General features: G+C 63.1%; 19 protein-coding genes. 9 read left to right on the forward strand and 10 right to left on the reverse strand.

All coding sequences use genetic code 11. The features are described 5' to 3' along the window. Positions 1-64 precede the first annotated feature (64 nt). Both Q7P63_14810 and Q7P63_14815 read right to left on the reverse strand, forming a co-directional pair. Positions 65-724 (reverse strand): VTT domain-containing protein, encoded by a 660-nt coding sequence (locus Q7P63_14810; protein ID MDP0501362.1) that lies wholly within the window; start codon positions 722-724, stop codon positions 65-67. Then, positions 724-2,256, reverse strand: coding sequence for an NAD(P)/FAD-dependent oxidoreductase (locus Q7P63_14815; GenBank protein MDP0501363.1), 1,533 nt, complete (start codon positions 2,254-2,256; stop codon positions 724-726). Before Q7P63_14815 ends, Q7P63_14810 begins: the two co-directional genes overlap by 1 nt. Before the next feature lie 92 nt (positions 2,257-2,348). On the opposite strand from Q7P63_14815, the gene Q7P63_14820 reads away from it, so the two are divergent. Further along, entirely contained in the window at positions 2,349-3,179 is an 831-nt protein-coding gene (locus tag Q7P63_14820) for an alpha/beta hydrolase (GenBank protein MDP0501364.1), read from the forward strand. Further along, entirely contained in the window at positions 3,176-4,453 is a 1,278-nt protein-coding gene (locus Q7P63_14825) for an NAD(P)/FAD-dependent oxidoreductase (protein MDP0501365.1), read from the forward strand. The genes Q7P63_14820 and Q7P63_14825 overlap by 4 nt, the downstream gene beginning before the upstream one ends. Here the strand turns inward: Q7P63_14825 and Q7P63_14830 are convergent. From Q7P63_14830 to tyrS, 6 genes are all read right to left on the reverse strand, one after another. After that, a complete protein-coding gene (locus tag Q7P63_14830) occupies positions 4,450-7,101 on the reverse strand; it encodes a glycoside hydrolase family 3 C-terminal domain-containing protein (protein MDP0501366.1) in 2,652 nt (883 codons plus the stop codon). The two genes, Q7P63_14825 and Q7P63_14830, sit on opposite strands and share 4 nt — an antisense overlap. Positions 7,102-7,192: 91 nt before the next feature. After that, positions 7,193-8,506, reverse strand: coding sequence for a cyclopropane-fatty-acyl-phospholipid synthase family protein (locus Q7P63_14835; GenBank protein ID MDP0501367.1), 1,314 nt, complete (start codon positions 8,504-8,506; stop codon positions 7,193-7,195). A gap of 43 nt (positions 8,507-8,549) precedes the next feature. Further along, positions 8,550-9,377, reverse strand: a complete 828-nt coding sequence (locus tag Q7P63_14840; protein ID MDP0501368.1) for a DUF1365 domain-containing protein — start codon at positions 9,375-9,377, stop codon at positions 8,550-8,552. A gap of 29 nt (positions 9,378-9,406) precedes the next feature. Beyond that, a complete protein-coding gene (locus tag Q7P63_14845) occupies positions 9,407-10,681 on the reverse strand; it encodes an FAD-dependent oxidoreductase (GenBank protein ID MDP0501369.1) in 1,275 nt (424 codons plus the stop codon). A gap of 228 nt (positions 10,682-10,909) precedes the next feature. Beyond that, positions 10,910-11,638: an alpha/beta hydrolase-fold protein gene (locus Q7P63_14850; protein ID MDP0501370.1), complete on the reverse strand. Its 729-nt coding sequence runs from the start codon at positions 11,636-11,638 to the stop codon at positions 10,910-10,912. Positions 11,639-12,070: 432 nt separating this feature from the next. Next, positions 12,071-13,249 carry a tyrosine--tRNA ligase gene (gene tyrS, locus Q7P63_14855; GenBank protein ID MDP0501371.1) on the reverse strand — a complete coding sequence of 393 codons (1,179 nt, stop codon included), beginning with the start codon at positions 13,247-13,249 and terminating at the stop codon, positions 12,071-12,073. A gap of 122 nt (positions 13,250-13,371) precedes the next feature. Between tyrS and Q7P63_14860 the strand changes: the two genes are divergently transcribed. The 6 genes from Q7P63_14860 to trpB all read left to right on the forward strand — a co-directional run bounded on the left by Q7P63_14860 (position 13,372) and on the right by trpB (position 20,627). Further along, complete coding sequence (locus Q7P63_14860) at positions 13,372-13,857, forward strand: redoxin domain-containing protein (GenBank protein ID MDP0501372.1); 486 nt, start codon at positions 13,372-13,374, stop codon at positions 13,855-13,857. A 199-nt stretch (positions 13,858-14,056) separates the two neighbouring features. Further along, positions 14,057-16,888, forward strand: coding sequence for an aconitate hydratase (locus Q7P63_14865; protein MDP0501373.1), 2,832 nt, complete (start codon positions 14,057-14,059; stop codon positions 16,886-16,888). A 35-nt stretch (positions 16,889-16,923) separates the two neighbouring features. Next, positions 16,924-17,430: an STAS domain-containing protein gene (locus Q7P63_14870; protein ID MDP0501374.1), complete on the forward strand. Its 507-nt coding sequence runs from the start codon at positions 16,924-16,926 to the stop codon at positions 17,428-17,430. 41 nt (positions 17,431-17,471) lie between these two features. Beyond that, positions 17,472-18,914 (forward strand): SpoIIE family protein phosphatase, encoded by a 1,443-nt coding sequence (locus tag Q7P63_14875; GenBank protein MDP0501375.1) that lies wholly within the window; start codon positions 17,472-17,474, stop codon positions 18,912-18,914. Between the two features lie 18 nt (positions 18,915-18,932). After that, positions 18,933-19,313 carry a VOC family protein gene (locus Q7P63_14880; protein MDP0501376.1) on the forward strand — a complete coding sequence of 127 codons (381 nt, stop codon included), beginning with the start codon at positions 18,933-18,935 and terminating at the stop codon, positions 19,311-19,313. Between the two features lie 78 nt (positions 19,314-19,391). Beyond that, the gene (gene trpB, locus Q7P63_14885) at positions 19,392-20,627 is read left to right on the forward strand and encodes a tryptophan synthase subunit beta (protein MDP0501377.1); all 1,236 of its coding nucleotides are present in this window, start codon (positions 19,392-19,394) and stop codon (positions 20,625-20,627) included. A gap of 84 nt (positions 20,628-20,711) precedes the next feature. Here the strand turns inward: trpB and Q7P63_14890 are convergent, their stop codons facing one another. Together Q7P63_14890 and Q7P63_14895 are read right to left on the reverse strand one after the other, a co-directional pair. Then, positions 20,712-21,374, reverse strand: a complete 663-nt coding sequence (locus Q7P63_14890; GenBank protein MDP0501378.1) for a PEP-CTERM sorting domain-containing protein — start codon at positions 21,372-21,374, stop codon at positions 20,712-20,714. Positions 21,375-21,456: 82 nt separating this feature from the next. Further along, positions 21,457-22,722 (reverse strand): HEAT repeat domain-containing protein, encoded by a 1,266-nt coding sequence (locus Q7P63_14895; protein MDP0501379.1) that lies wholly within the window; start codon positions 22,720-22,722, stop codon positions 21,457-21,459. A 105-nt stretch (positions 22,723-22,827) separates the two neighbouring features. On the opposite strand from Q7P63_14895, the gene Q7P63_14900 reads away from it, so the two are divergent. Continuing rightward, complete coding sequence (locus Q7P63_14900) at positions 22,828-23,709, forward strand: YicC/YloC family endoribonuclease (protein ID MDP0501380.1); 882 nt, start codon at positions 22,828-22,830, stop codon at positions 23,707-23,709. Positions 23,710-23,753 lie beyond the last annotated feature (44 nt).

Below are 23,753 nucleotides of genomic sequence, written 5' to 3' on the forward strand. Positions count from 1 at the left end.
CCACGGTGCTGCCGCAAGGCTAAAACCGCCCGTGGGGCACGGCATTAGCTCAGCTTGTCCACCGTCAGGACGCAGCTCCGGCAGGCTTGGGCTTGGTCAAAAAACGTTTGGCCAGCGGCAGTAGCAGGAGCAGCGCGATCACGACCACCATCGTCACCGGCCCGGCAGCCTCGCGCCCGAAATGGCCCAGCCAGCACATCCCGGCAGCCAGCACGCTCTGGGTCGACCACGAGATCAGCCAGTAGTGGAAAAACGGCAGGTCCGTCAGCGCGAGCAGGAAATTTTGCGCCCAGAAGGGGATACCCGGTACCGTGCGCAGCAAAAAGGCGAGGCGGAATCGGTTGGTGGTGGAGATGTCGGGCAGGCGGTAGCCGGTATGCTGCATCAGCGCGGTGATCGGCCGCCGCAAGACCAGCCGCCCGAGCAGCCAGCTGAGCGATAGGTTGATCGCCAGCGACAGACTGCAGAGCAGCCAACCCATCCACCACGGGAACGTCGCACCCGCCGCCAGGTAGACGAGCGAAATCGGGAAACCCACGATGGGCAGGAGGCTCGCCAGCACGACAAACCAGACCGGGTCGGGCCGCTGGAACCACGTCTCGACCAACGCCAGCACCGGCTCGCGCACCAGATACAGCACCACCCCGCACAGCACGAGCAGCAACAGCCAGATCGCCGCCCACCAGACGGGGGACGGGAGCTTTCTGAATGGGCCGGGCTCCATCAGGCGGGGGCGAGGCCCGGCACCATACCGGCGGGTTCGGGCTCCTGGCGAGCGCGCCAGCCTTCCTTCAGCTCCAGCGCACCCCACCACAGCAGGTTCCAGCCGATGCGCTGCAGCAGTGTGTGGTCAAATTCATAGCTGCGGAAGGCGTCGTTGTGCCCCTTGTTGGCCTGACCAAAGCTGCCGTTGGCGCGGCGCTGGCAGCCGATCGCGACCATTCGGCGGTTGAAGCGGCGCAAGGTCGCGTATGGCACCTCGGTATGCGGCCCGGTGAGCGGAGGGTTTTCGAAGCCTTTGATGCTGCCATACTTGAAGGGCTGCGAAGCCACGCCGAAATAGTAGGTCGAAAGGTCCATGCGGAAGCCCAGCCGCAGCAGTTCGAAATCGCCCATGTAATAGTAGCGGTCTTGATAGATCGCCTTGAACCAGCGCCAGTAGGAGAGTCGTAGCGCGCGGTTACGCTCTGCCGCCAGTTCGGCGACGTCCATACCCTGCCGCTCGTGGCCGATCAGCTTGAGCGCGTTCATGGTGGTGAAGGCGATCCAGTCGAGGCCGGGGCTGTAAAAGGGGTCGATGAAGCCCGCCGCGTCGCCCACCAGGCAAAAGCCGTCGCCGCACACCTCGCGGGAGAGCCACGGCAAGTGCTTGCGGTAGTGCACGTCGTCGAGGTCGGGCTCGGCGTTTTTCAGGAGCTCTCGGCCCACCGGGTGTTGCTCCAGGTGGCGACGCAGGCGCTCGGCCACGTTGGCACCTTCCGGCGGCTGGCTCAGGCGCTCGTCGTAGACGATGCCGATGCTGGTTTCGCCGCCCTGCAGGGGGATCCACCAGGCCCACCAGCCGTCGCCAAGGAGGTGGTTGGTGGCGGTCTGCCGCGTGCCTTTGCAACGCTTGGCGTAGCAGGGGTGGGCGTCGAGCAGGTCGAGGTCTTCCCAATGGGTCACGTTTTTCCACCGTGCCCACATGGAGGAAATGGGGTGGGCCTCGTTGCGCTCTACCCAGCTGTTCTTGCGGGCGAGCAGACGGGCAAAGCCGGTCGCGTCCACGACCCAGCGGGCGCTGACCGTCTGGCGCTCGTTGCCGCGCTGCACCGTTACCTGCTGCAGGCCGCCGGGGCTCAGTTGCACGTCCTTGACTTCAGCCGGTCGCCACAGCTCACAACCCGCCTCGACCGCTCGCTCCAGTTGGAAGGTATCGAGGATGGCGCGGTCGATCTGGAAGCCCGGTAGGCGCACGTGGTAGCCCGGCCCGATTTCGCTGCAATCGTCGAAGCTCTGGCACTGGTCGTTGCTGAACCAGAAGCGCAGTCCCTGCTTGACCAGATGATGCTGCAGGAGGTGAGGCGTCAGGCCGAGGACTTTGCCTAGGTAATAGCTGCTCAGCTCGACCGTGCTCTCGCCTACCTTGCGGTCGAAGGCCTCCGCGCGCTCCACGATGAGCACCCGCAGGCCCGGGTGGTGGCGGCGCAAAAGGAAGCCGGTGGCAGCCCCGGAGAGGGCACCTCCGAAGATGATGACGTCGTAGTCACCGGCCATAGGCGAAGTTGAAGTCATAGATAGCGAGATTTTCGACCGTTCTTACGAAATCACCCTCGCCGTGGCCAAGGTTTTCTTTTTCTTGGTCGAGGATGCACGGTCAACGGTCGCGAAGCCGCCGCATCCTGAGTCGCCTCGCCAGTCACTGCCGGTGGAATGTCGGTTGGGTGCTCAGCCTTGCCTTTGTGCCGCTGACGGGCTGCCGCCTGCTCTTGCGCGAGCCCAAGGTGCCCATGCCGCACCACGAATACCCCTTCGCCGCCCACGAGCGCCAATCGACCCTGCTCGTTTTCCTGCCCGGGCGCGGTGATCGCCCGGAGCAATTTGCCGATGAGGGCCTGCTGGAGGAGTTGCGTGCCGCCAATGCCCCGGTCGACGTCTGGGCCGTCGATGCCCACCTCAATTACTACTACCGCCGCACGATTGGCGACCGCCTGCGCGAAGACGTGCTGGCCCCCGCTCGCGAGCTGGGCTACGAGCGCATCTATGTGGTGGGCATCTCGCTCGGCGGCCTTGGCGCACTGATGTACGAGGTGGACCACGGGCGCACGTGGGACGGCATCATCCTGCTCGCGCCCTACCTGGGCGAAGACCCCCGCCTGTTTGCCCAGATCGAAGCCGCCGGGGGGCCGGAGCAATGGACTCCGCCCGAGGAGACGTCGTGGGATCAGTTCCAGTTTCGCCTTTGGGGCTGGCTGGGCAGCTACCGTCGCGAAGCCGACCAGCGCCCGCCCGTATGGCTGGGAGTGGGGGCCGACGACCGCTTCCGCCGCCCGATCGACCTTTTTGCCGAATCGCTGCCGCCCGAGCGGGTCTACCGCGCCCCTGGTGCCCACCGTTGGCCGGTGTGGCGCGAATTGTGGCGCGAGATCCTGCCCGAGACCCCTCTGGTGGAGCCCAAGCCAGTTGAGAAGACACCATGAACGCATCTACCGATGTGGCCATCATCGGCGGGGGGCCGGCCGGCAGTGTAGCCGCCGCCGCCCTCGCCCAACGCGGGCACCGCGTCACCCTGCTCGAAGCCAGCGCCTTTCCGCGCTTCAAGATCGGCGAGAGCCTGCTGCCCAACGGAAATGCCGTCTGGCGCGCCATCGGCGTGTGGGACAAGATCGAGCGCGCCGGCTTCGTCAAGAAAGAGGGGGCGGAGTTCCTCAGTGCAAACGGCTCGTGCGCGGTCCATAACGTCTTTGCTCGCGGGTTGATGCCCGGGCGCGATTACACTTATCAGGTCGAGCGTTCCCGCTTCGACCACCTCCTGCTGGAGCATGCGCGCGAGCAGGGCGTGGAGATCCGCCAGCCTGCGAAGGTTGCCGCGCTCGCCCAAAGCGCCGATGGCTGGACGCTCAACACCGATACGGGCGAGACTCTGCGCGCCGCCTTTGTGCTCGATGCCTCGGGCCGCACCGCCGTGCTGGGCCATCACCTGAAGCTGGCGCGCGACACGCTACCTTACCCCAAGCGGCTCGCGCTCTACCTCCACGCACGCCACGTGCGGCGCGACGAGGGCGCCCGTGGCGGCAACATCATCATCACGCGCCTGCCCGACGGCTGGTCGTGGTTCATCCCGGTCGACGGCGACCGTGTGTCGCTCGGGGTTGTGACCACGCCCGAGCGCCTGAAGGCCAGTGGGCAGGACCGCCTCGACTTCTTCTGGCAGGCCCTCCGGCAGTCTCCCCAGTTGGCCGAACGTCTGGCGCAGGCCGAAGCTACGAGCGAACTCCATGTGACGGCCGATTACTCTTACAGCCACACGGATTTTGGCGGACCGCGCCACCTGCTGGTGGGCGATGCCGCCTGTTTTATCGATCCGATTTTCTCCTCCGGGGTCTACCTGGCCAGCGAATCGGCCTACGCTGCCGCTCAGTTGGTCGACCGCGCGCTGCAAGCCAAGCGCCCGCTGCGGGCCGCTGAGACGACTCGCTACACCCACCAGATCAAGGCCCGGGTGCAGGTGATGCGGCAGTTGATCGAAAACTTTTACGACGACGACGGAGCCGCCGTTTTCATGCACCCGTCCAACGTCCTGAAGCTGTTCGATGCGGTCAACTCCGTGGTGGCGGGCTGCACGCGGCTCCCGTGGCGGCTGCGCTGGCGCTATGCGATCTTCAACGGCATTTGCGCCGCCAACCGCCGCTGGCACTTCATCCCACGGGTGGACGAGGCCAGCCAGCCTGAGCTTGGAGGCAGAGTCGCCTAGCGGCTTTGGGCGACTTTCAGCTTCACCTGCTGGCGGATGTCGGCGGAGGAGCGGCCGACGCCCAAGGTGTAGCTGCCGGGGGCGACTTCGTAGGCGTCGGTATCCGGATTCCACAGGCGCAGGTGGTGCAGCGGGATCTCCAGCTCCACCGTGCGCTTTTCACCGGCCTTGAGGGGCACGCGGGCAAAGGCGATCAGGCGGCGGAGAGGGGCCGTTGCCGACGGCGTCTCCAGCGCATAGATCTGGACGACTTCGTCGCCATCGCGTTTGCCTTCGTTGCGGACTTCGACCTTGAGGCGTACGGTGCCGTCCGGCCGGGCGGAAGCAGGGATGAGCCGTGGCTTGCCGTAGGCAAAAGTCGTGTAGCTGAGGCCGTGGCCAAAGGCAAAGAGCGGCTCACCCTCGAAGTAACGATAAGTGCGCCCGGCCATGGCGTAGTCCTCGAAGGGCGGCAAGTCGTCGGTGGAGCGGTTGAACGTCACCGGGAGTCGCCCCGAGGGGTTATAGCGCCCAAAGAGCACATCGGCGACTGCGGTGCCGCCCGCCTGCCCCGGATACCAGGCCTGCAGGATCGCACCGAGGTGTTCGGCCTCCCACGGCAGGGCGATGGCGCTGCCGCTGCAGTTGACGAATACGACTGGCTTGCCCGTGGCATGGAGGGCGTGCAGCAGCTCCGTCTGGCTCTCGGGCAGCTCGATGGAGGTGCGGTCGCCGCCGCGGAAGCCTGGCAGATCGACGCGCATTTCCTCGCCCTCCAGTTGGGGGCTGATGCCACCGACGTAGATCACGACGTCGGCCCGGGAAGCCATCTGCACCGCTTCAGCGCGCTGTGCGGTCAATTGCTCGTCGGCGTCTTCGGCTCCAGCCACGAGGGGAGCTCCGGTGGCGTGCAGCACCTCCACGTCGTCGCCTACTGCGTCGCGGATCCCTTGCAGGATCGTTACGGGGGCGGAGGGCGTGCCGTTGTAGTTGCCGAGCAGCATGGGCACGGAGTCGGCGTTGGCCCCGATCACGGCGATCGTTTGGAGCCGATCGAGGTCGAGCGGCAAGGTGTTGTGGTTGCTCAGCAGCACGAGGGACTCGCGGGCCACGTCGAGTGCCTGTTGCGCGTGTTCCGGCGAGTCCACCACGTCAAAGGGGATGCTTGCGTAGGGCACGTCTTCCGGCGGGTCGAACATGCCGAGCTGGAAGCGGGCGAGCAACACCCGGTGGAGCGCGCGGTCGACCTCGGCTTCGCTCAGCAGGCCGGTCTGCACGGCCTGCGGGATGGAGAAATACTGGCTGCCACAATTCAGGTCGCAACCGGCCTGGATCGAGCGGGCGACGGCGGCTGCCGGGGTGTCGACGATCTTGTGGCGCGCCCAGATGTCGAAAACGGCGCCGCAGTCGGAGACGACATGGCCGTCGAAGCCCCACTGGTCGCGCAGGATCTCCGTGAGCAGGAAATGGCTGGAGGTGGCCGATTCGCCATCCACGCGATTGTAGGCGCTCATGACCGAGCCGACGCTCCCCTCCTTTACCGCCATCTCGAAATGCGGCAGGTAGGTATCGTAAAAATCCGTCTCCGGCGCGGTGGCGTCAAACCAGTGGCGCTCCGGCTCCGGCCCGCTGTGCACGGCAAAGTGTTTGGCGCAGGCCATCACCTTGAGGTAGTTCGGGTCGTCGCCCTGCAGGCCGCGGATAAAGGAGACGCCAAGCACGCCCGTCAGGTAAGGATCTTCGCCGTAGGTTTCCTGGCCCCGGCCCCAGCGCGGATCGCGGAAGATATTGATGTTGGGCGTCCAGAAGGTGAGCCCGTGGTAGCGGCCCCGTTCGCCGTTGCGGGCCGATTCGTGGTGCTTCGCTCGCGCTTCGGTCGCGATGATGTCCGCCGTCTCCTGGAGCAGGGCGGGGTCCCAGGTCGCCGCCATGCCGATGGCCTGCGGGAAGACAGTCGCGACGCCCGCGCGGGCCACCCCGTGCAGGCACTCGTTCCAGTAATCGTATTCGGGCACGCCGAGGCGTTCGACCGCGTTGGCGCCGTTGACGAGCTGGGCGGCTTTTTCGCTCAAGGTCATGCGGCGGATGAGGTCGTCGACGCGGGCATCCCTCGGCTGCGATGGGTCGCGGAAAAGCACGGGCCCCTTGATCTCCGGCGGGGTGTCGGCGGTGGCGACCATGGCGCTGAGGTCTTCTGCCGTAAGGCGTGCGGCCAGTTCGCCCTGATCGTTGAAGACGCGGATCTCGGCAAAGACAGCCTCGCCCTTGCGGCCGGTAAAGCGGACCTCCAGCGGCCCCCGTTGGGCGTCACCCAAGTGATCGACTTCGCCCTGCACGGTGACGATCTGGCCAAAGCCGGCTTCGGCGAACGGGTCGAGATGCTCGGCCACCTTCTGACGGGCGATCTCGACCTGGATCTGGCGTTGGCCGGGTTCGCGAAATTCGGTTTCGGCCAGATCTACCTCCACGAGGTAAGGGCCCGGCTCGAGGTTGGAGACGGAGGCGATGAAGCGCTGGCCTTGCATCTGCGCAGGCAGGCCATCGGGCTTTACGTAGTGGGCGCTGCCGTGGACATGCACGACGGGCGCGCAGCAGGGCTCGGCGGCGTGGGCGGGCGAAAGGGGTAACGCGGCCAGCAGGCCCAGGAGGGAGAGGGATCGCAAGGGCATCATAATGGGGGTGGGGTGCCCGCAGCATCCTAACCTTCGGGGGCTTCGTCGACCCAGCCCGCGTGCGCATTGTTGACCTGCGCGGCCTGCTCTAGCAACCCTCGGGGTGGTGCGTCACCAGCGGCAGCTCCGGCACAGCGTGCAGCCCGTCCAACTCCTCAGGCGTGAAGTAATAGGGGTTGTTGGGCCGCGTGTAGACCATCTGGCCGACGTTGATGCTGCGCATGGCAAAGGCGGCCTCGCAGTAGCACAGGTAGTAGCGCCACTTGCGGATAAAGGGCTGGTCGAAGCCCAACTCCTTCACATCGTGCAGGCGATGCTCAAACTGGTCGCGCCAGCAGCGCAGGGTGCGGGCATAGTGCTGCCCAAACGTCTCCAAATGCTGCAAAAACAGCTCGCCGGAAGAGAGCATGGCCTGCTGCATCGCAGTGAGGCTCGGCAACTGCCCGCCGGGGAAGACATGTTTCTTGATAAAGTCGGCCTGTTTGCGACCTTCTTCGTAGCGGCTGTCGGGCGCGAGGATCACCTGTAGGCCCAGCACGCCATGCGGGGCTAGCAAGCGGTGGCATTGCGTGAAAAACGTCTTCAGGTATTCGTGTCCGACCGCTTCGAGCATTTCGATCGAGACGATCGCGTCGAACTGCCCCTGCACGTCGCGGTAGTCGATCAAGTCGAGGTGGATGCGGTCGTTGAGGCCCGCTTCGTTGACCCGCTTGACGGCGACTTCGAACTGCGCCTCGGAGATGGTGATGCCCTTAACATGGCAGCCGAATTCGCGCGCCGCCGTAAGGGCAAAGCCGCCCCAGCCGCAGCCGATCTCCAACACCTTCATCCCAGGCTTGAGCTGCAGCTTGCGGCACAGGCGGCGGTATTTCTCACGCTGGGCCTCGGCGAGGTCCATCTCCGGGTGAGGGAAATAGGCGCTGGAGTAAGACCACGTCTCGTCGAGCCAAAGGTGGTAAAATTCGTTGCTGAGGTCGTAATGCTCCTCGATGTTGCGCTTGCTGTTTTCCCTGGAGTTGCGGCGGCCGAGGTGCTTCAGCCAGTTGGCCCCCTTGGCGAGGTTGAACAGCATCGGCTTGCGCCCGGCGTCTCCGAAGCCAGGTACGGTGTCGATATTGGCGAGGAAGAAGCGCAGCAGGTGAGTGACGTCGGGGCTGTCCCACAAGCCGGCCATGTAGGCCTCGCCAAAGCCGATCTCGCCGCCCCACACGATGTAGCGGAAAAAGCGGTCGTCGCGGATCTGCAACTCCGCGACCGGCGATTTGGGATCGTCGTAAGGGGCGCATTCTTGCGGCGGCTGGCCGAAGTGACGCTCCTTGCCATCCGGGAGCACGACTTTGAGGTGCCCGTGCCGGAATTGCTTCAGGATGGACCAGAAGGGTGCTGCCAGTAAACGACTCATACCAAGGTCAAATTGTAGGCTCAATCAGGCTTCTCGACAAGCTTTACGAAGATTTCACCGTCGGCGCATCCTTCTGCCCCAATTTTGGGTAGATGCCCTGTTGCAGCTCCGGCTCCTTTTCCTTCATCCGGAAGGGCACGCCCTTCAGCCACAGCTTGAGCGCATGCCAATGGATCAGCCCCATGACCCGCGCGGTGACGAGGGGGAACTGGGCGCTGAAGGCCAGTAAGCGCTGTGTCGTCAGCGGCTGGCGCGCCCCGGTGAGCGTGGCGTGGAAAAAGGGTTGAGACCGGCCTTCGTAGCGCCCACCCACCGCCAGGGCGAGACGTTGACCGGGCACGTGCAGCTTTAGCGACAGGTGGTGGTCGAGGTCGCTGAACGGGGAGATGTAGAAGTGCTTCGGCACCTCATCCGTAAACACGTTGCGCTGCATCTGCTCGCGCGTGATCAGGTAGGGCTTCAGCTCGCCGAAGGTGTTGTGCACCTCCGCGATCATCGCGAGCGGCGCGTCGCTTTCGTCGTAGCAGACAAAGACGCTGAGCGGGTTGAAGACGTAGCCGAACACGCGCACGCTGGTCAGCAGCTCGATGCGCCAGACCGTCTCCGTGACGCCGCGCTCCCGTAGAAACGCCCGCACGTTGTCCCGGAGGTCGCGATGCCCCATGAAGAGGTGGTCGCGGTCGTAAAACGAATAGACGTTGGGGCGGTTGCGGCTGAAGATCGGGATGCGCCGGGAAAGCTCCGACAGCTCGTCCAGATCGAGATAAAACATGAAGAGGCGCGACTTGAAGCCGTAGCGCCGAGGCTCGTAGCGGTCGTGGGAGGCACGACAGGCGTACAGGGCCGAGCGGAGGGGAGATTCGCTAGCCATGTCCAATAGAGGTGGGGAGGAGTAGGGAGTCACGCCACGATACTGGCTTTTTCCATCGCGTTCAACGCTTGGGCAACGTTTTCGCCGCTCATGAGGCCGTCTTCGTGGAAGCCATATCGGAAGTAGGCCCCAGCAAAGTAGATCGGGCCCGTTTCATTGAGCCGGGGCAGGTGTGCTTGCGCCTTCACCGCGGGCAAGTCGAAGCGCGGGTGCGTGTATTCCTTCTCCCAGAGCACCGTTTGAGGATCCACCACATGCTGTGCATCGAGGCTCACAAAATACTGCTGCCGGTCGGACACCCCTTGCAGCCGATTCATCCAATAGTGCGTCGAGGCAGTGACGGCGTCGTGCCCCACCGCTTCCACCCGGTAGTTCCAGGCGGCCCAGGCCGAGCGTGGCCCCGGCATCACGCGGGCATCGGTGTGGAGTTGCACGTGGCTGCGGTTGTAGGCAAACGCGCCCAACACCTGATGTTCGTCGCGGGTTGGGTTGGCCAGCAGCTGCAAAGCCTCATCGGCATGGGTGGCGATGATCACCGAATCAAAGGCCTGCTTTTCACCTTTCGCATCGACGACTACGGCCCCGCTAGCACGCCGCTGGACTTCCACCGCCGGCAGCGCCGTGTGGATCCGCTCGCGGAACGGCTCGATCAAGCGCTCGCGATAGACCCGGCTGCCACCCGTCACCGTGCGCCAGGTGTGGTGCGTTACGCGCCCGAGCAGGCCGTGGTTGTAGAGAAAGCGGGCGAGCGAGGGCAGGGGGAAGGCGCGGATGTGATCCTGCGGGGTCGACCAGATGGCGCCGCACATCGGCAGCAGGTAGAGGCGCGCAAACGGTTCGCTGAAGCAGTGCTGTTCCAGGAATTCACCCAAGGTCTGGTCGGGCAGGGCATCCAGTCGCGCCAGCCGGTTGATGATGCGGTTGAACTTGTAGAAGTCGCGGATCATCAGCCAGAACTGCGGGCGCGCAACGTTGCGCTTTTGGGCGAAGATCCCCTGCAACTGGTGACTGCACCACGTCAACCGGGCAGGCAGGTGATTCATGCCAAACGACATGTCGGCCTCCTGGGTCGGCACCTGCAATTCCTCAAACAAGGCCGTCAGGCGAGGATACGTCACCTCGTTGTAGACCATGAATCCCGTGTCGATCGGCACCTCGCGGTCGATCTCGCGCACCGTCACCGTATTGGTGTGCCCGCCGACGTAATCCTCCCGCTCATAGAGCGTCAGCTCGCACTGTGGATGCAAGCGATGGGCACAGGCGAGGCCCGAGATCCCGGTTCCGACGATGGCGACTTTACGCATATTGCTAATTCATCGCGCTTTCCGCGACGAGGGCGAACCATTGCCCGTCTACGGCCTAGAGTCAAAGCCCAGTGGAAGATACTGGCGGCAAACGGAGTTGCGCCTAGGGGAGGGGGAAGGGCCACGGATGGACACGGATCAGCACAGATAAAGAGAATAAATACGTTGGTTTTTTTTCTTCATCCGCGTAAATCCGCGCTGATCTGCGGCTGAACCGTCTTCTGCCCCCTACAAATAGAGCGGCACCATCTTGCGCCAGTAGTAGCCGCGGTGGGCGCGGTCGCCCCAGACGTGGAGGTGGTTGGCGATGCCCTTGCGCCAGAGCTCGTCGCTGAGGCGGCGATTGTTGTCGAGAAACGGGTCTTCGGCGCCAATCACAAAGTGAATGTCCATCGCGCGCAACGGGGCGAGGTAATTTTCGTCCGTCAGGTTGGGCAGGTAGTGGCTCGGCATGTGGTAATACACCGCGTTGTCGTAATAGCCATCGAGCAGGTCGGCGAAGTATTCCACCGGCTGGGTCAAGTCGTAGCGGCCACTGAGCGCGAGCAGCTTCTGGAACTTCCAGGGGTAGCGGAAGGCGAGGTTGCACGCGTGGTAGGCGCCAAAGCTGCAACCGTGCGAGATCGTGCAACGGTTGGCGTTCTTGCGGTCCATGAACGGCATCACCTCGTTTACGATGTAGTCCTCGTATTGCTGGTGACGCTCGATGCGGCCCCGAGGGTGCGCCCAGAAGCAGTAAAACGACTCCGCATCGATCGAATCGACGCAGTAGAGCTGGAAGATGCCCGCGTCGATCTTGTCCTTGAGCACATCGACCATGCGCAGGTGCTCATACTCGTAAAAGCGCCCCCCGCGGGTCGGGAAGATCAGCACTTTGGCCCCGGCATGGCCGAAGACGAGCAGTTCCATCTCCCGCTGCAAGTGCGGGCTGAACCAACGGTGGTATTCTCGATTCACAGACTGAGGCGGGGGAGGGGAGACAACGGTAAACGTGAGGCTCCCCACTCAATACCCCCACCCACACCTGCGGCGCAAGACCGCACACCGCACGCGGTGTAACAATCTGCGGGAGATGTCACGCGGGGGGCAAAAAAGGTAGGCTGGCACGCCACCCATATGCGAAATCACAGGGAAGCAGACAGAGGCAGCCTCCAATGGCCTTCATTTCCGCCAAACGCGTTATGGAGTGCTGCGCTCCGCGCAGATCTGGATGATGTCTTAGAAACGGATACAGGAGGCCCCAGGGCTCAAGCACGGGTAAGTTGCTTGCGATGTCGCCCTTCGCTTTGGCCGCCTACTCCTAAACCAGATCTGCGCAAAGCGCAGCACTCCAGATTACGTTAGAGCGATTTACGACCGCGCACCCCAGTAGGGGTGCCACTTCCTGCGTTACGCCAGCACCCGGAAGAACTTGCGCTTGCCGGCCTGGAGCACGATGGGGGCGCTGGGGCGGGCGATTTCGAGCATCGGCTGGTCCTGCTTCACGTCGTCGATCTTCACCGAGCCTTGCTCGATCAGGCGACGCGCTTCCTTCTTGCTGTCGAAGAGGCCCGAGTTGGCGAGCAGGTTGACGAGGGTCTGCGATTCGCCCTCGGCCAGTTGGCTCCATTGGAACTCCGGCATCTCGTCCGGACGCTGGTTTTGGGAAAACACCTTCTCGAACTGCTCCAGCTCGTGCTGGCCCTTGCCCTCGCCGTGGATCTTGTCGGTCAGGGTCTTGGCGAGCAGCTTCTTGGCCGCCATCGGGTGCCCGGCCTGCAGCTCCTTGATCTCCTCGGGTGTCTTCAGCAGCAACAGGCGGTAGTAGTCCCACATCACTTCGTCGCCGATGCTCATGATCTTGCCAAACATGTCCTTCGACGTGTCGTTGAAGGCGATGTAGTTATCCTGGCTCTTGGACATCTTCTTCACGCCGTCGGTGCCGACGAGCAGGGGCAGGGTCATCACGATCTGCTCCGGTTGACCGGCGTCGCGCTGCAGCGTGCGGCCCACGAGGTTGTTGAAAAGCTGGTCGGTGCCGCCCAGCTCCACGTCGGACTTCACCATCACGCTGTCGTAGCCCTGTACGAGCGGGTAGAGAAACTCGATGATGCTGATCGGCGTGTTGCTGTTAAAGCGCTTGTGGAAGTCGTCGCGCTCCAGCATGCGGGCCACCGTCATCTTGCGGGCGAGGCCGAGGCAGTCTTCGAAGCCCATCTTGCCAAACCACTCGCTGTTGAAGCGCACGGTGGTCTTGGCGGGGTCGAGGATCTGGTAAGCCTGATCGACGTAGGTCTTCGCGTTTTCGGTGATCTCCTCCTTCGTCAACACCGGGCGGGTGGACGAACGGCCCGAGGGGTCGCCGATCAAGGTCGTGAAGTCGCCAATGATGAGCACGGCCTCGTGCCCGAGGTCCTGAAACTGGCGCAGCTTGTTGAACACGACCATGTGGCCGAAGGTCAGGTCGGGGCGGGTCGGGTCGACGCCCAGCTTCACGCGCAGCGGGCGGCCTTCGGCCAGGCGCTTTTCCAGTTCCTCGCGGCTGTGGAGATCTGCCACGTTCTGACACAGAATATCAATCGGCTTCATGGAAGGCTACGACTTGAACAGGACTTCCCAGCAGTGGAAAGGAGTTTTTGCGGCCATGGGGTGGATTCGTGCAAAACTTCCGCCTTGCGACCTGCTGCCCCATCCTTGAAGCTGAAGGCCTTATGGCTCTCTCTACTGGCACCAAAGCCCCCGACTTCACGCTCAAGCACAAGACGGCCGACGGCATGCAAGCCGTGAAGCTCTCCGACAATTTCGGCAAGAAGCAGACCGTGCTGCTCTTCTTCCCCTTCGCTTTCACCAGCGTCTGCACCGACGAGCTCTGCACCGTTTCCGGCGGCCTCGACGAGTATGACCAGCTCGACGCCGCCGTCTACGGCATCAGCGTCGACAGCCCCTTCACTCAAGAAGTCTTTGCCCAACGCTCCGGCATTACCTTCCCGCTGCTGTCCGACTTCAACAAGGAAGTCAGCAAGGCTTACGACGTGATCTACGACACCTTCGTCCCCGGCGTGCTCGACTTCCACGGCGTCTCCAAGCGCGCCGCCTTCGTCATCGGCAAAGACGGCGTAATCAAGTTCGCCTCCTCCAGCGACGACCCCAAAGTCCTCCCGCCCTTCGACCAGATCAAGACCGCGCTCAAGGCGTAGGGTTTTTGGTCGATCTATTTTCATGAAAGCCCGGGTTGCCCTGTGCGCCCGGGCTTTTTTGCAAGCCAATGCCAATTACTGGCTTAGGCCGGTCATTTTTGAACATTTTTACGCTAAACGATATTTAGTTCAGGATTTTTGGATCCGATGGTAGGTCGGGCTTGATTTACCCCCGGCCCCACTCATAGTTGAATGGTTTATGAGTTCGCTTCACGATCCGTTTAAGGCGGCGCGCCCTTTCCGCGATGGGCAGATTTTCAGTCTCCCTGCCCTTGAGGAACAAGGTCTCGGCCAGATTTCCCGACTTCCCGTCAGTATCCGGGTGGTGCTCGAGTCCGTTCTGCGTAACTGCGACGGCCAGCGCGTCACCGAGGAAGACGTCCGCCGCCTGGCGGCCTACAATGCCACCAAGCCCGATTCCGCCGAAATTCCTTTCGTCGTGAGCCGGATCGTGCTGCAAGACTTTACCGGCGTGCCGCTGCTCGTCGACCTCGCCGCCATGCGCGACGCGGTGAAAGCCATCGGCGGCGACCCGGCCGTGATCGAGCCGCTCGTGCCGGTCGACCTCGTGGTCGACCACTCCGTGCAGGTCGACCGCTCCGGCACCGCCAAGTCGTTCGCCCAAAACCTCGAAATCGAATTCGAGCGTAACCGCGAGCGCTACGAGTTCCTCAAGTGGGGCCAGCAAGCCTTTGAAACCTTCGCCGTCGTGCCGCCTGCCATCGGCATCGTGCACCAGGTCAACCTCGAATACCTCGCCAAGGTCGTGTTCGAGAAAGATGGCGTCTTCTACCCCGACACCCTTGTCGGCACCGACTCGCACACCACCATGATCAACGGCCTCGGCATCGTGGGCTGGGGCGTGGGCGGCATCGAGGCCGAAGCCGGCATGCTCGGCCAGCCCATCGCCTTCCAGACGCCCGAAGTCATCGGCGTGCACCTCAGCGGCGCGTTGACCGAGGGCGTGACCGCGACCGACTTGACCCTCCGCATCACCCAGCTGCTGCGCGAGCACAAGGTCGTCGGCAAGTTCGTGGAATTCTTTGGCGAAGGCGCCGCCAGCCTCACGCTGGCCGACCGCGCCACCATCGCCAACATGGCCCCGGAATACGGCGCCACGATGGGCTTCTTCCCCATCGACGACAAGACGCTCGACTACCTGCGCATGACGGGCCGCTCCGAAGCGCAGATCCAGCTCGTGCGCGACTACTTTACCCAGCAGGGCATGTACGGCGTGCCGCTCAAGGGCGAGTGCGACTACACCAAGGAAATCGAGCTCGACCTCGGCAGCATCACCCCCAGCGTCTCCGGCCCCAAGCGCCCGCAAGACCGCATTGACGTGGACGGCCTCAAGAGCCGCTTCGAGCAACTGCTCTCCATGCCCGTCGCCGAAGGCGGCTTTGGCATCAGCGCCGACAAGCGGGGCCGCGAAGCCGAAGTCAAGGGCTTCGCCGGTGACCGCGTGACCATGAGCGGCGGCATCAACGAGTTCAGCGAAGATCCGTCGAAGGAAATCTGGAGCGAGCGCGAGATGGTGACCAACCGCCCCGCGACCGCCACCGAAGAAGTCCACAACAAGGCTTCCGAAGGCAACAAGCTGCGCCACGGCTCCGTCGTCATCGCCGCCATCACCTCCTGCACCAACACCAGCAACCCCTCCGTCATGCTCGGCGCGGGCCTGGTGGCGAAGAAAGCGGTGGAGAAGGGCCTCGACGTCAACCCGATCGTGAAGACCTCCCTCGCCCCCGGTTCCCGCGTGGTGACGGAATACCTCAACGAGACCGGCCTGCAGACCTACCTCGACCAGCTGGGCTTCAACCTCGTCGGCTACGGCTGCACCACCTGTATCGGCAACTCCGGCCCGCTCGACCCTGCGGTGGAGAAGGCGATCGAAGAAGGCGAACTCGTCGTCGCCAGCGTGCTCTCCGGCAACCGTAATTTCGAAGCCCGCATTCACGGCGCCATCAAGTCGAATTTCCTCATGTCGCCTCCGCTCGTCGTCGCCTACGCCCTCGCCGGCCGCGTCGACATCGACCTCGCGACCGAGCCCCTCGGCACCGGCAAAGACGGCCAGCCCGTCTACCTGAAGGACATTTGGCCCTCCCGCGACGAAGTCGAGCAAGCCCTGGCCACTGGCCTCAAGCCCTCGATGTTCGTCAACCAGTACAGCGACATTCTCGAAGCCAACCCGGAGTGGAAGGAAATCAAGTCGAGCACCGGCGCGCTGTATCAGTGGAAGGACGACAGCACCTACATCCAACTGCCGCCCTTCTTCGAAGGCTTCGGCATGGAAGCCGGCTCGATCACCGAAATCAAGGGCGCCCGCGCGCTCGGCATCTTCGGCGACTCCGTGACGACCGACCACATTTCGCCTGCCGGCAGCATCACCGAGAACAGCCCCGCTGGCCGTTACCTGAAGGAAAACGGCGTGGAGAAGAAGGACTTCAACAGCTACGGCTCGCGTCGCGGTAATGACCGCGTGATGACCCGCGGCACCTTCGCCAACGTCCGCATCAAGAACCTGATGGCCGACGGGCGCGAAGGCGGCTTCACCAAGAAGCAGCCCGAGGGCGAGATCAAGTTCATCTTCGACGCCTGCAACGACTACCGCAAGGAGAAGACCCCGCTGATGGTCTTCGGCGGCGTCGACTACGGCATGGGCTCCAGCCGCGACTGGGCCGCGAAGGGCACTAACCTCCTCGGCGTCAAGGCCGTGGTGGCCAAGAGCTTCGAGCGCATCCACCGCAGCAACCTCATCGGCATGGGCGTGCTCCCGCTGGAGTTCACCAACGGTGAAGATGCCAAGGCCCTCGGCCTCGACGGCACCGAGACCTACGACCTCGTGGGCCTCTCCGACGACATCAAGCCCGGCGCCCTCGTGACCCTCAAGATCACCAAGGCCGACGGCAGCGTGAAGGAGACCAAGCTCAAGGCCCGCCTCGATACCGGCATCGAAGTGGAATACTACCGCCACGGCGGCATTCTTACCTACGTGCTGCGACAGATCCTCCAGCGCGCCAAGCAGGCCTAAGCCGCCTGTTCGCCACCCCTGCGTCTATCCCGAGTATGCCCAGCGAAGCCCCCGTCTTTTTGGTCAACGCCCACCACGAGCCCGTGGTGGTGCGCATCGCTGGACGGGCTACGCTGCACAACTCGGCCCCGCTGAAGCGCTTCTTTCAGCGGATGATCGACCAGGGGCGCCGCCGCTACCTGCTGGATTTTCAGGACTGCACCGGCGTGGACTCGACCTTCCTCGGGATCCTCGCCGGCACCTCTATCCAGCTGTTGCAGGCCAAGCCGCAAGGCACGATCACCCTCGCCCGCATGAGCGATCGGGTGGGGGAACTCGTCCGCAATCTCGGCCTTCACAAGCTCCCGACCATCAAGGTGGTGGAGCTCGACGGCTCCGGTTCGGGCGATGCCAAGAGCGAGGCCCTGCCAGCCGAAAAGCTCTCCGAACGCGAGGGCGCGCGAATGATCTTGCAGGCTCATGAGAATCTGGTTGAGATCGACGCATCCAACCGGGCCAAGTTCCAGGACGTGATCGCTTTTCTGAAAAGTCAGACAGAGTGACGTTCGGCGGAAGGCGGTCCGACGAAAGCTGATTTGTTGGGATGTGGAACTGGTGGTATTTCTTCCTCGGACTCGTTTCCGGTGGCTCGGTCGGAGCCTATTTCTGGTGGCGCGCCCGTCGGGAAATCACCCGCCTCGATGAGGACAAACAGTTCCTCAGCCAGGAAAAGCTGATCGTGCTCGACTTCATGCACAACATGGTTGAACCCATCGGCCATGGCGTGACGCGGCAAGAGCTGCTCAAGCGCATGATGCACGCCAGCATCCTATCGACTGGCGCCCTCTGTGCCGTCGTCTACGAGCGGCGCGACGAAGAGCTGCACGGCGTGGCCGTGGAAGGCCTCTTCCCACCCCAGCGCCCCGGTGCCAGCCTCAGCCGCGAAAAATCCGGCAGCCGCACCAAGCAGATCGAGAAGGTGATGCGCTCCGAAGTGTTTCGCGTGGGCGAAGGCCTCATCGGCCAGGTCGCGCGCACCGGCAGCGGCGTCTTCATCTCCGACGCCCGGCAAGATCCGCGCGTGATCCAGTACGAAGACCCCTCGCTACAGATCTACTCGATCATCGTCGTGCCCGTCTGCTTCCGCGACAATACCCTCGCGATCCTCGCCCTCGCCAACCCGGCCGACGGCAGCACCTTTACCGAGACGGACTTTTCGCTCGCCCGCTCATTGGCCGACCAGGCCGGCCTCGCGGTCCATAACCTCGACCTGATGGAAATGCAGATCGAGAAAAGCCGCATGGATATGGACCTCGGCCTCGCCAAGGAAATCCAGGACAAGCTGCTGCCCCGCCGTTACCCCGAGACGGCCCTGCTCGACATCGCAGCCGTCTACCGCCCCGCCCAAACCGTCGGCGGCGACCTCTACGACGTCTTCCAGCTCGACGACCATCGCTACGGTGTGGCCATTGCCGACGTTTCCGGCAAAGGCATCCCCGCCTCGCTCGTCATGGCCGTCTGCCAGAGCAACCTCCGCCACCTCGCCCGCCAATATGCTTCACCCGCACGCGTGCTGACGGAGCTGAATGCGGTGATGAACGAGGAAATGCGGGCCGATATGTTTGTCACCATCATCTATGCGGTGATCGACACCGGCGACAGCAGCATCACGCTTTGCCGCGCCGGTCACGAGCTGCCCGTGCTGCTCCACCGCAGCGCTTCGGGTGAGATTTCGACCGAGCTGCTCGACTCCGAAGGCATGGCCATCGGCATGGTGCCCAACGAGATATTTGCGCTCACCGTTTCCGACCGCAAGGTGCCGTTTGGCCAAGGCGACATCTTCCTGCTCTATACCGATGGCGTGACGGAGATGGCCAACGATGCCGGCGCGGAATACTCCAACCACCGCCTCACCGAGACCATCCGCCGCTATTCGACCCAGAAGGCCGTGGAACTCAACGACGGTATCCTCGACAGCATGGTCCACTTCGCCGGGCCCGACCGCCAGTCCGACGACGTGACGATCATCACGGTCAAGCACTGCTAGACCTGCCCCGATCCTTTCATGAAGTTCGAACACTTTGCCCTCAACGTGCCCGACGCCAGTGCCTTTACCGACTGGTATGTCCAGCACCTCGGCCTCCAGGTGCTCCGTCGCAAGGACAGCCCGCCCTACGTCGCCTTTTTGGCCGACAGCACGGGCCGCTGCATCTGCGAAGTCTACAGCAACCCGGCAGCGCCTTACCCCGACTACGCTGCGCAGCACCACCTCATCTTCCACTTCGCCTTTGTCGCTGAAAACGCCCAGGCCGAGCGCGACCGCGTGCTGCAGGCCGGCGCCACCCTCGTGGTCGAAGACACCACCAGCGACGGCTCGACGGTCGTCACGATGCGCGACCCCTGGGGCGTGCCCTTCCAGTTCTGCCAGCGCACCAAACCGTTTTAACGACCGGCCCACGTGCGGCGTAAAGCGTTGGCCGTTGCGGCTTGCTTTCGCTCCCCGGAAAGGCGATGTTTGTTTCCCATGATTTCTGAATCGGTGGCGCAGATTGATAAGACCGCAATGCCGGATGCTTCCGGCCACTTTGGGGTCTACGGCGGTAGATACGTGCCGGAAACGCTTTTCACCTGCCTGCAGGAGCTGGAGCAAGCTTACCTGGAGGCCAAGGCGGATCCCGAGTTCAACCGCGAACTGCAGTGGTACCTCAAGGAGTATGCGGGCCGCCCCACCACGCTCTATTACGCCGAGCAGCTGACCAAGCACCTCGGCGGGGCCAAGATCTACCTCAAGCGCGAAGACCTGCTCCATACCGGCGCGCACAAGATCAACAACGTGCTCGGGCAGGCGCTGCTCGCCCGCCGCCTTGGCAAGAAACGCATCATTGCGGAAACCGGAGCCGGTCAGCACGGCGTGGCTACGGCTACCGTTTGCGCCAAATTCGGCCTCGAATGCGTCATCTACATGGGCGCGGTCGACATGGCCCGCCAGGCCCTCAACGTCTTCCGCATGCGCCTCTGCGGCGCGGAAGTCCGAGGCGTGGAGACAGGCCAGCGCACGCTCAAGGACGCCGTCAATGAAGCCATGCGCGACTGGGTGGCCACCTCGCGCCATACGCACTACATCCTCGGATCGGCCCTCGGCGCACACCCTTTCCCCATGATGGTGCGCGACTTCCACAAGATCATCGGCGAAGAAACCCGCCGCCAGATCATGGAGCTGGAAGGCCGCTTGCCTGCGGAAGTCGTCGCTTGCGTCGGCGGCGGCTCCAACGCCATCGGCATGTTCTACGAATTTCTCGACCAGCCCGACGTGCGCCTCGTGGGCGTCGAAGCCGGTGGCCACGGCATCGAGCGCGGCAAGCACGCCGCCCGCTTCTCCGGTGGTCGCGTGGGCGTGCTTCAAGGCAGCAAGACTTTCCTCCTCTGCGACGACGATGGCCAGATCGAGTTGACGCACAGCGTCTCCGCCGGCCTCGACTACGCGGCAGTGGGCCCCGAGCACGCCTATTACCGCGACCTCGGCCGCATCGACTTTGCCTACGCGACCGACGCCGAGGTGATGGAAGCCTTCCAACTGCTCTGCCGCTGCGAAGGCATCCTGCCCGCTCTCGAAAGCACCCACGCTGTCGCGTACGCCCTCAAGCGCGCCCCGCAGATGAGCCCCGACGAAATCCTCGTCATCAACCTCTCCGGCCGCGGCGACAAGGACGTGCAGCAAATCGCCCAAATCCTCGCCAAGCAGGCCGAGGTGAAGGGGTAGGGGCGTTTCCCATCCTTTACCGACAAAAAAAGCCACCTCTGCTCGGCAGGGGTGGCTTTTTACTTTTGCAAAAGTGGCTTCCCCTTAGGCGCGGCGGCGGCGCCAGGCGATGAAACCGAGGGCACCGAGGCCGAACAAGGCCGCTGCGTGGGCGGGTTCAGGCACCGCAGGAGGCGTGTAGGGCGTGGCGTTCAATGTGGTGATGAGATTCCCCAGGGTATTGCTGAGCCCACCTGAGGTGGCGGTGAACTCGTTCACGAATAGCGTCACGCCTGCGATCGCTTCATCATCGATCGGGTCGCCGACGGATGGGCTATAGGTGTCGAAGGTAAAAGCATAACTACTGGTAAGGGTCAGGTCCGCACCTTCCGCCTCGAAGATCGGAAACCCGCCGTCCCGCCCGAGGCCAAGATAGAGAAAGCCACCACCAAGCAGATATCCCGTGGCCTTATCATCTACCTGACCCGTGGGGCGCGTCTGGATCAGATTGTAGGTGCCGTCGAGGGTGCTCGAATTGGCAATCGTCAACTGAACGGAGGCCAGCTCAAAGCCGACCCCGTTGCTATCGTTGATCGTTTCCCAGGTGTCGCCAACCGACACCATGGTGAAGGTAAAAGTGGAGCCATTCAGGCCGAGATTGTCGGTGTCTGAATTAGCGAGAAAGCTGTATTCAAAAGATACAGACGCGGACAGCGAAGCCAGCGGAAGGAGTGCAAGAAGCAGAGTCGATTTCAGCGAATGAAACATCACAATTTCGTATAACCGACTCCCCTTTGGGCATCAATCTGTTTATTGCGATTTGCAAAATCCAGTCTATTGCCGGGCGGCTCTACTCTGGCGGCATCCCCACATTCTCCGGCGTCGCCATCGCTATTTCACCCTCGGGCGACACCACCACCGCACCGCCGAAGCAGTCGACGAATAGGCTGCCGTTGGCGAGGAGATGGGAGCTGCGCATCACGCCCGGTAGCGTCAGTAGATACTGGGCAGTGGGCGGCTTTCCGATCGGAAATTCGATTTTGTAGATCACGCTGTTCGGCGGCACCATCGCAGGCTGTTGGATAGCAACAACGCCGGTTGTCATTCGATGGATGCTACCGATGTTCAGGGGCAGTACTACCTGCGGATCCTTTTCTTGTCGAAAGCGGAAGTAGAGCAGCCCGCCGCCCCATTCTCCGCCATCGTACCCCAGAAGGTAGCCTTCGTCGAGTTGCAGGCCACATACGGGCAGTTCCTCTTCCCACCAAGTCTCCTCGCCTTCAGCTCCTGAGCCGACACGCTCAAATTTGTAGGTGAACGTCTTGAGTTGGTCAGGACTGAGCTGACTAGGCTCTTCGGTATAGATCGTGATCGGAAGCGTGGACTGCTCGTCTTGTTCATGTGCCGACCTTAGCGACGCATGTTCATGTTTATTGAAGGCTACGATTAATTCCATCCTGCCGCCTATTTCCACCACGTCGTATTTAGCCTCTCCCTCGATTGCAGACACGGCATTTCGGGAGGCCTCTCGTACCGGAGGATACCAAAAGCATTTTGCTACCCTCTTCAGTTCGGGCAGGGCGGACCGTGCGTTCAAGCGTCCCAAGGCTTCCGCTGCTGCGAAGACGAGGCACCAGTTATGCTCCTCCGTGAGGCAGGCTTTTAGTTCTGGAACTGCCGAATCGTAGCCAATGAATCCGATGGTCGCGGCAGCCGCGGCGCGGGCTCGGGGATCTTCGCTCTCCAGAAACGCGGCGACACTAGCCCCGAGCGGTTTCATCGAGGCACCTCTCTCCGCAATGTCACGTAACGTGAACCACGGTTCCCACAACGGGTCCGGGTCTAGGCTGAGCATAGCGTAGGCCGCGAAGATCTGCACCTGAGGGTCTTCGTGTGCGATGAGGTGGTGCGCGGCAACATGTGGATAACGATGAGTTTCGACCCGCTCCACCAGTGCCTTTTCCTCCGCGCTCAGCTCGTCATTCCCTTCGGCCTGAATGATCGCGATGATCGGGGCGAGGAACGCCTCCAGGTCCGCAGGTGTCGTTTCTTCGGCGTGCAAAGGAGCGCCCGAAACCATGAGCAAGCCAACCACCGCGACCAAGGATAACTTCATGAGCGTCAGCTTAACGTTCTGGCTGGCTGCGGCGAATCTTTATTGGAGCACGCTCCCCCACCTTTCCCGTTGCCAGCGGGGCCCAAAACCGCCTGCATTGCGCACATGCAATCGATGACCGGATTTGGGCGGGGCTCCGCCACCTGGGAGGGGCTTGTGATCAACATCGAACTCAGCTCCGTCAACCGGCGGAACCTGGAGACTTCGTTCAACCTGCCGAAGGAGTGGCAGGCGCTCGAGCGTCCGCTGGCCGCCGTGATCCGGGAGCGCATGCAGCGGGGCAAGATCCACACCGTGCTGACCGTCGATGCGGCGGAAGGACAGGGCGCGCTGGCCTGGGATGCCGACGCGGTTGAGGCCACGCTGCAAAAGCTGAACAAGCTCGCCTTCAAGGTCGGTTCCAAGTGGCCGCCGGATGTGGACACGCTTTTCCGCCTCGTGCAGCAGCACCGTGTCGATGCCGACCTGCCCAAGGCCGACGAGGTGGAGCCCTGCGCCATGCAGGCCCTCGACCGCGCGCTGGAGGCGATCAACGCCATGCGTGCGACGGAGGGTGAGGCCCTGCAGCGAGATCTGGCCGAGCGGGTCGACCGCCTGCGTGCCTGCTGGAGCGAGATCCAGACCGTCTGCGCCGACACGCTGCCCAACTACCGCCAGGCCTTGCTCGACCGCCTGCGCCAGGCCGGGCTGGAGCTGGACCTGCAGGACGAGCGCGTGCTGAAGGAAGTAGCCATTTTTGCCGACCGCATCGACGTGACCGAAGAGCTGACCCGTCTGGACTCCCACCTCGACCAGATCCGCGAGACGCTTTATTCCGCGGAAAAGGACGGCGTGATCGGCCGCAAGCTCGAGTTCATCGTCCAGGAGATCCACCGCGAGTTCAACACCATCGGCTCCAAGGCCAACAACCTCGCCGTGACCAAGCAGGTGATCGAGGCCAAGAACGAGATCGAGCGTATCCGGGAGCAGGTTCAGAACGTGGAGTAGCCTCAGTGACCTTGAAAAAAGCCCGCCGGATTATATTCGGCGGG

This window comes from Verrucomicrobiota bacterium JB022 (assembly GCA_030673845.1).
Lineage (GTDB): Bacteria > Verrucomicrobiota > Verrucomicrobiia > Opitutales > Oceanipulchritudinaceae > WOUP01.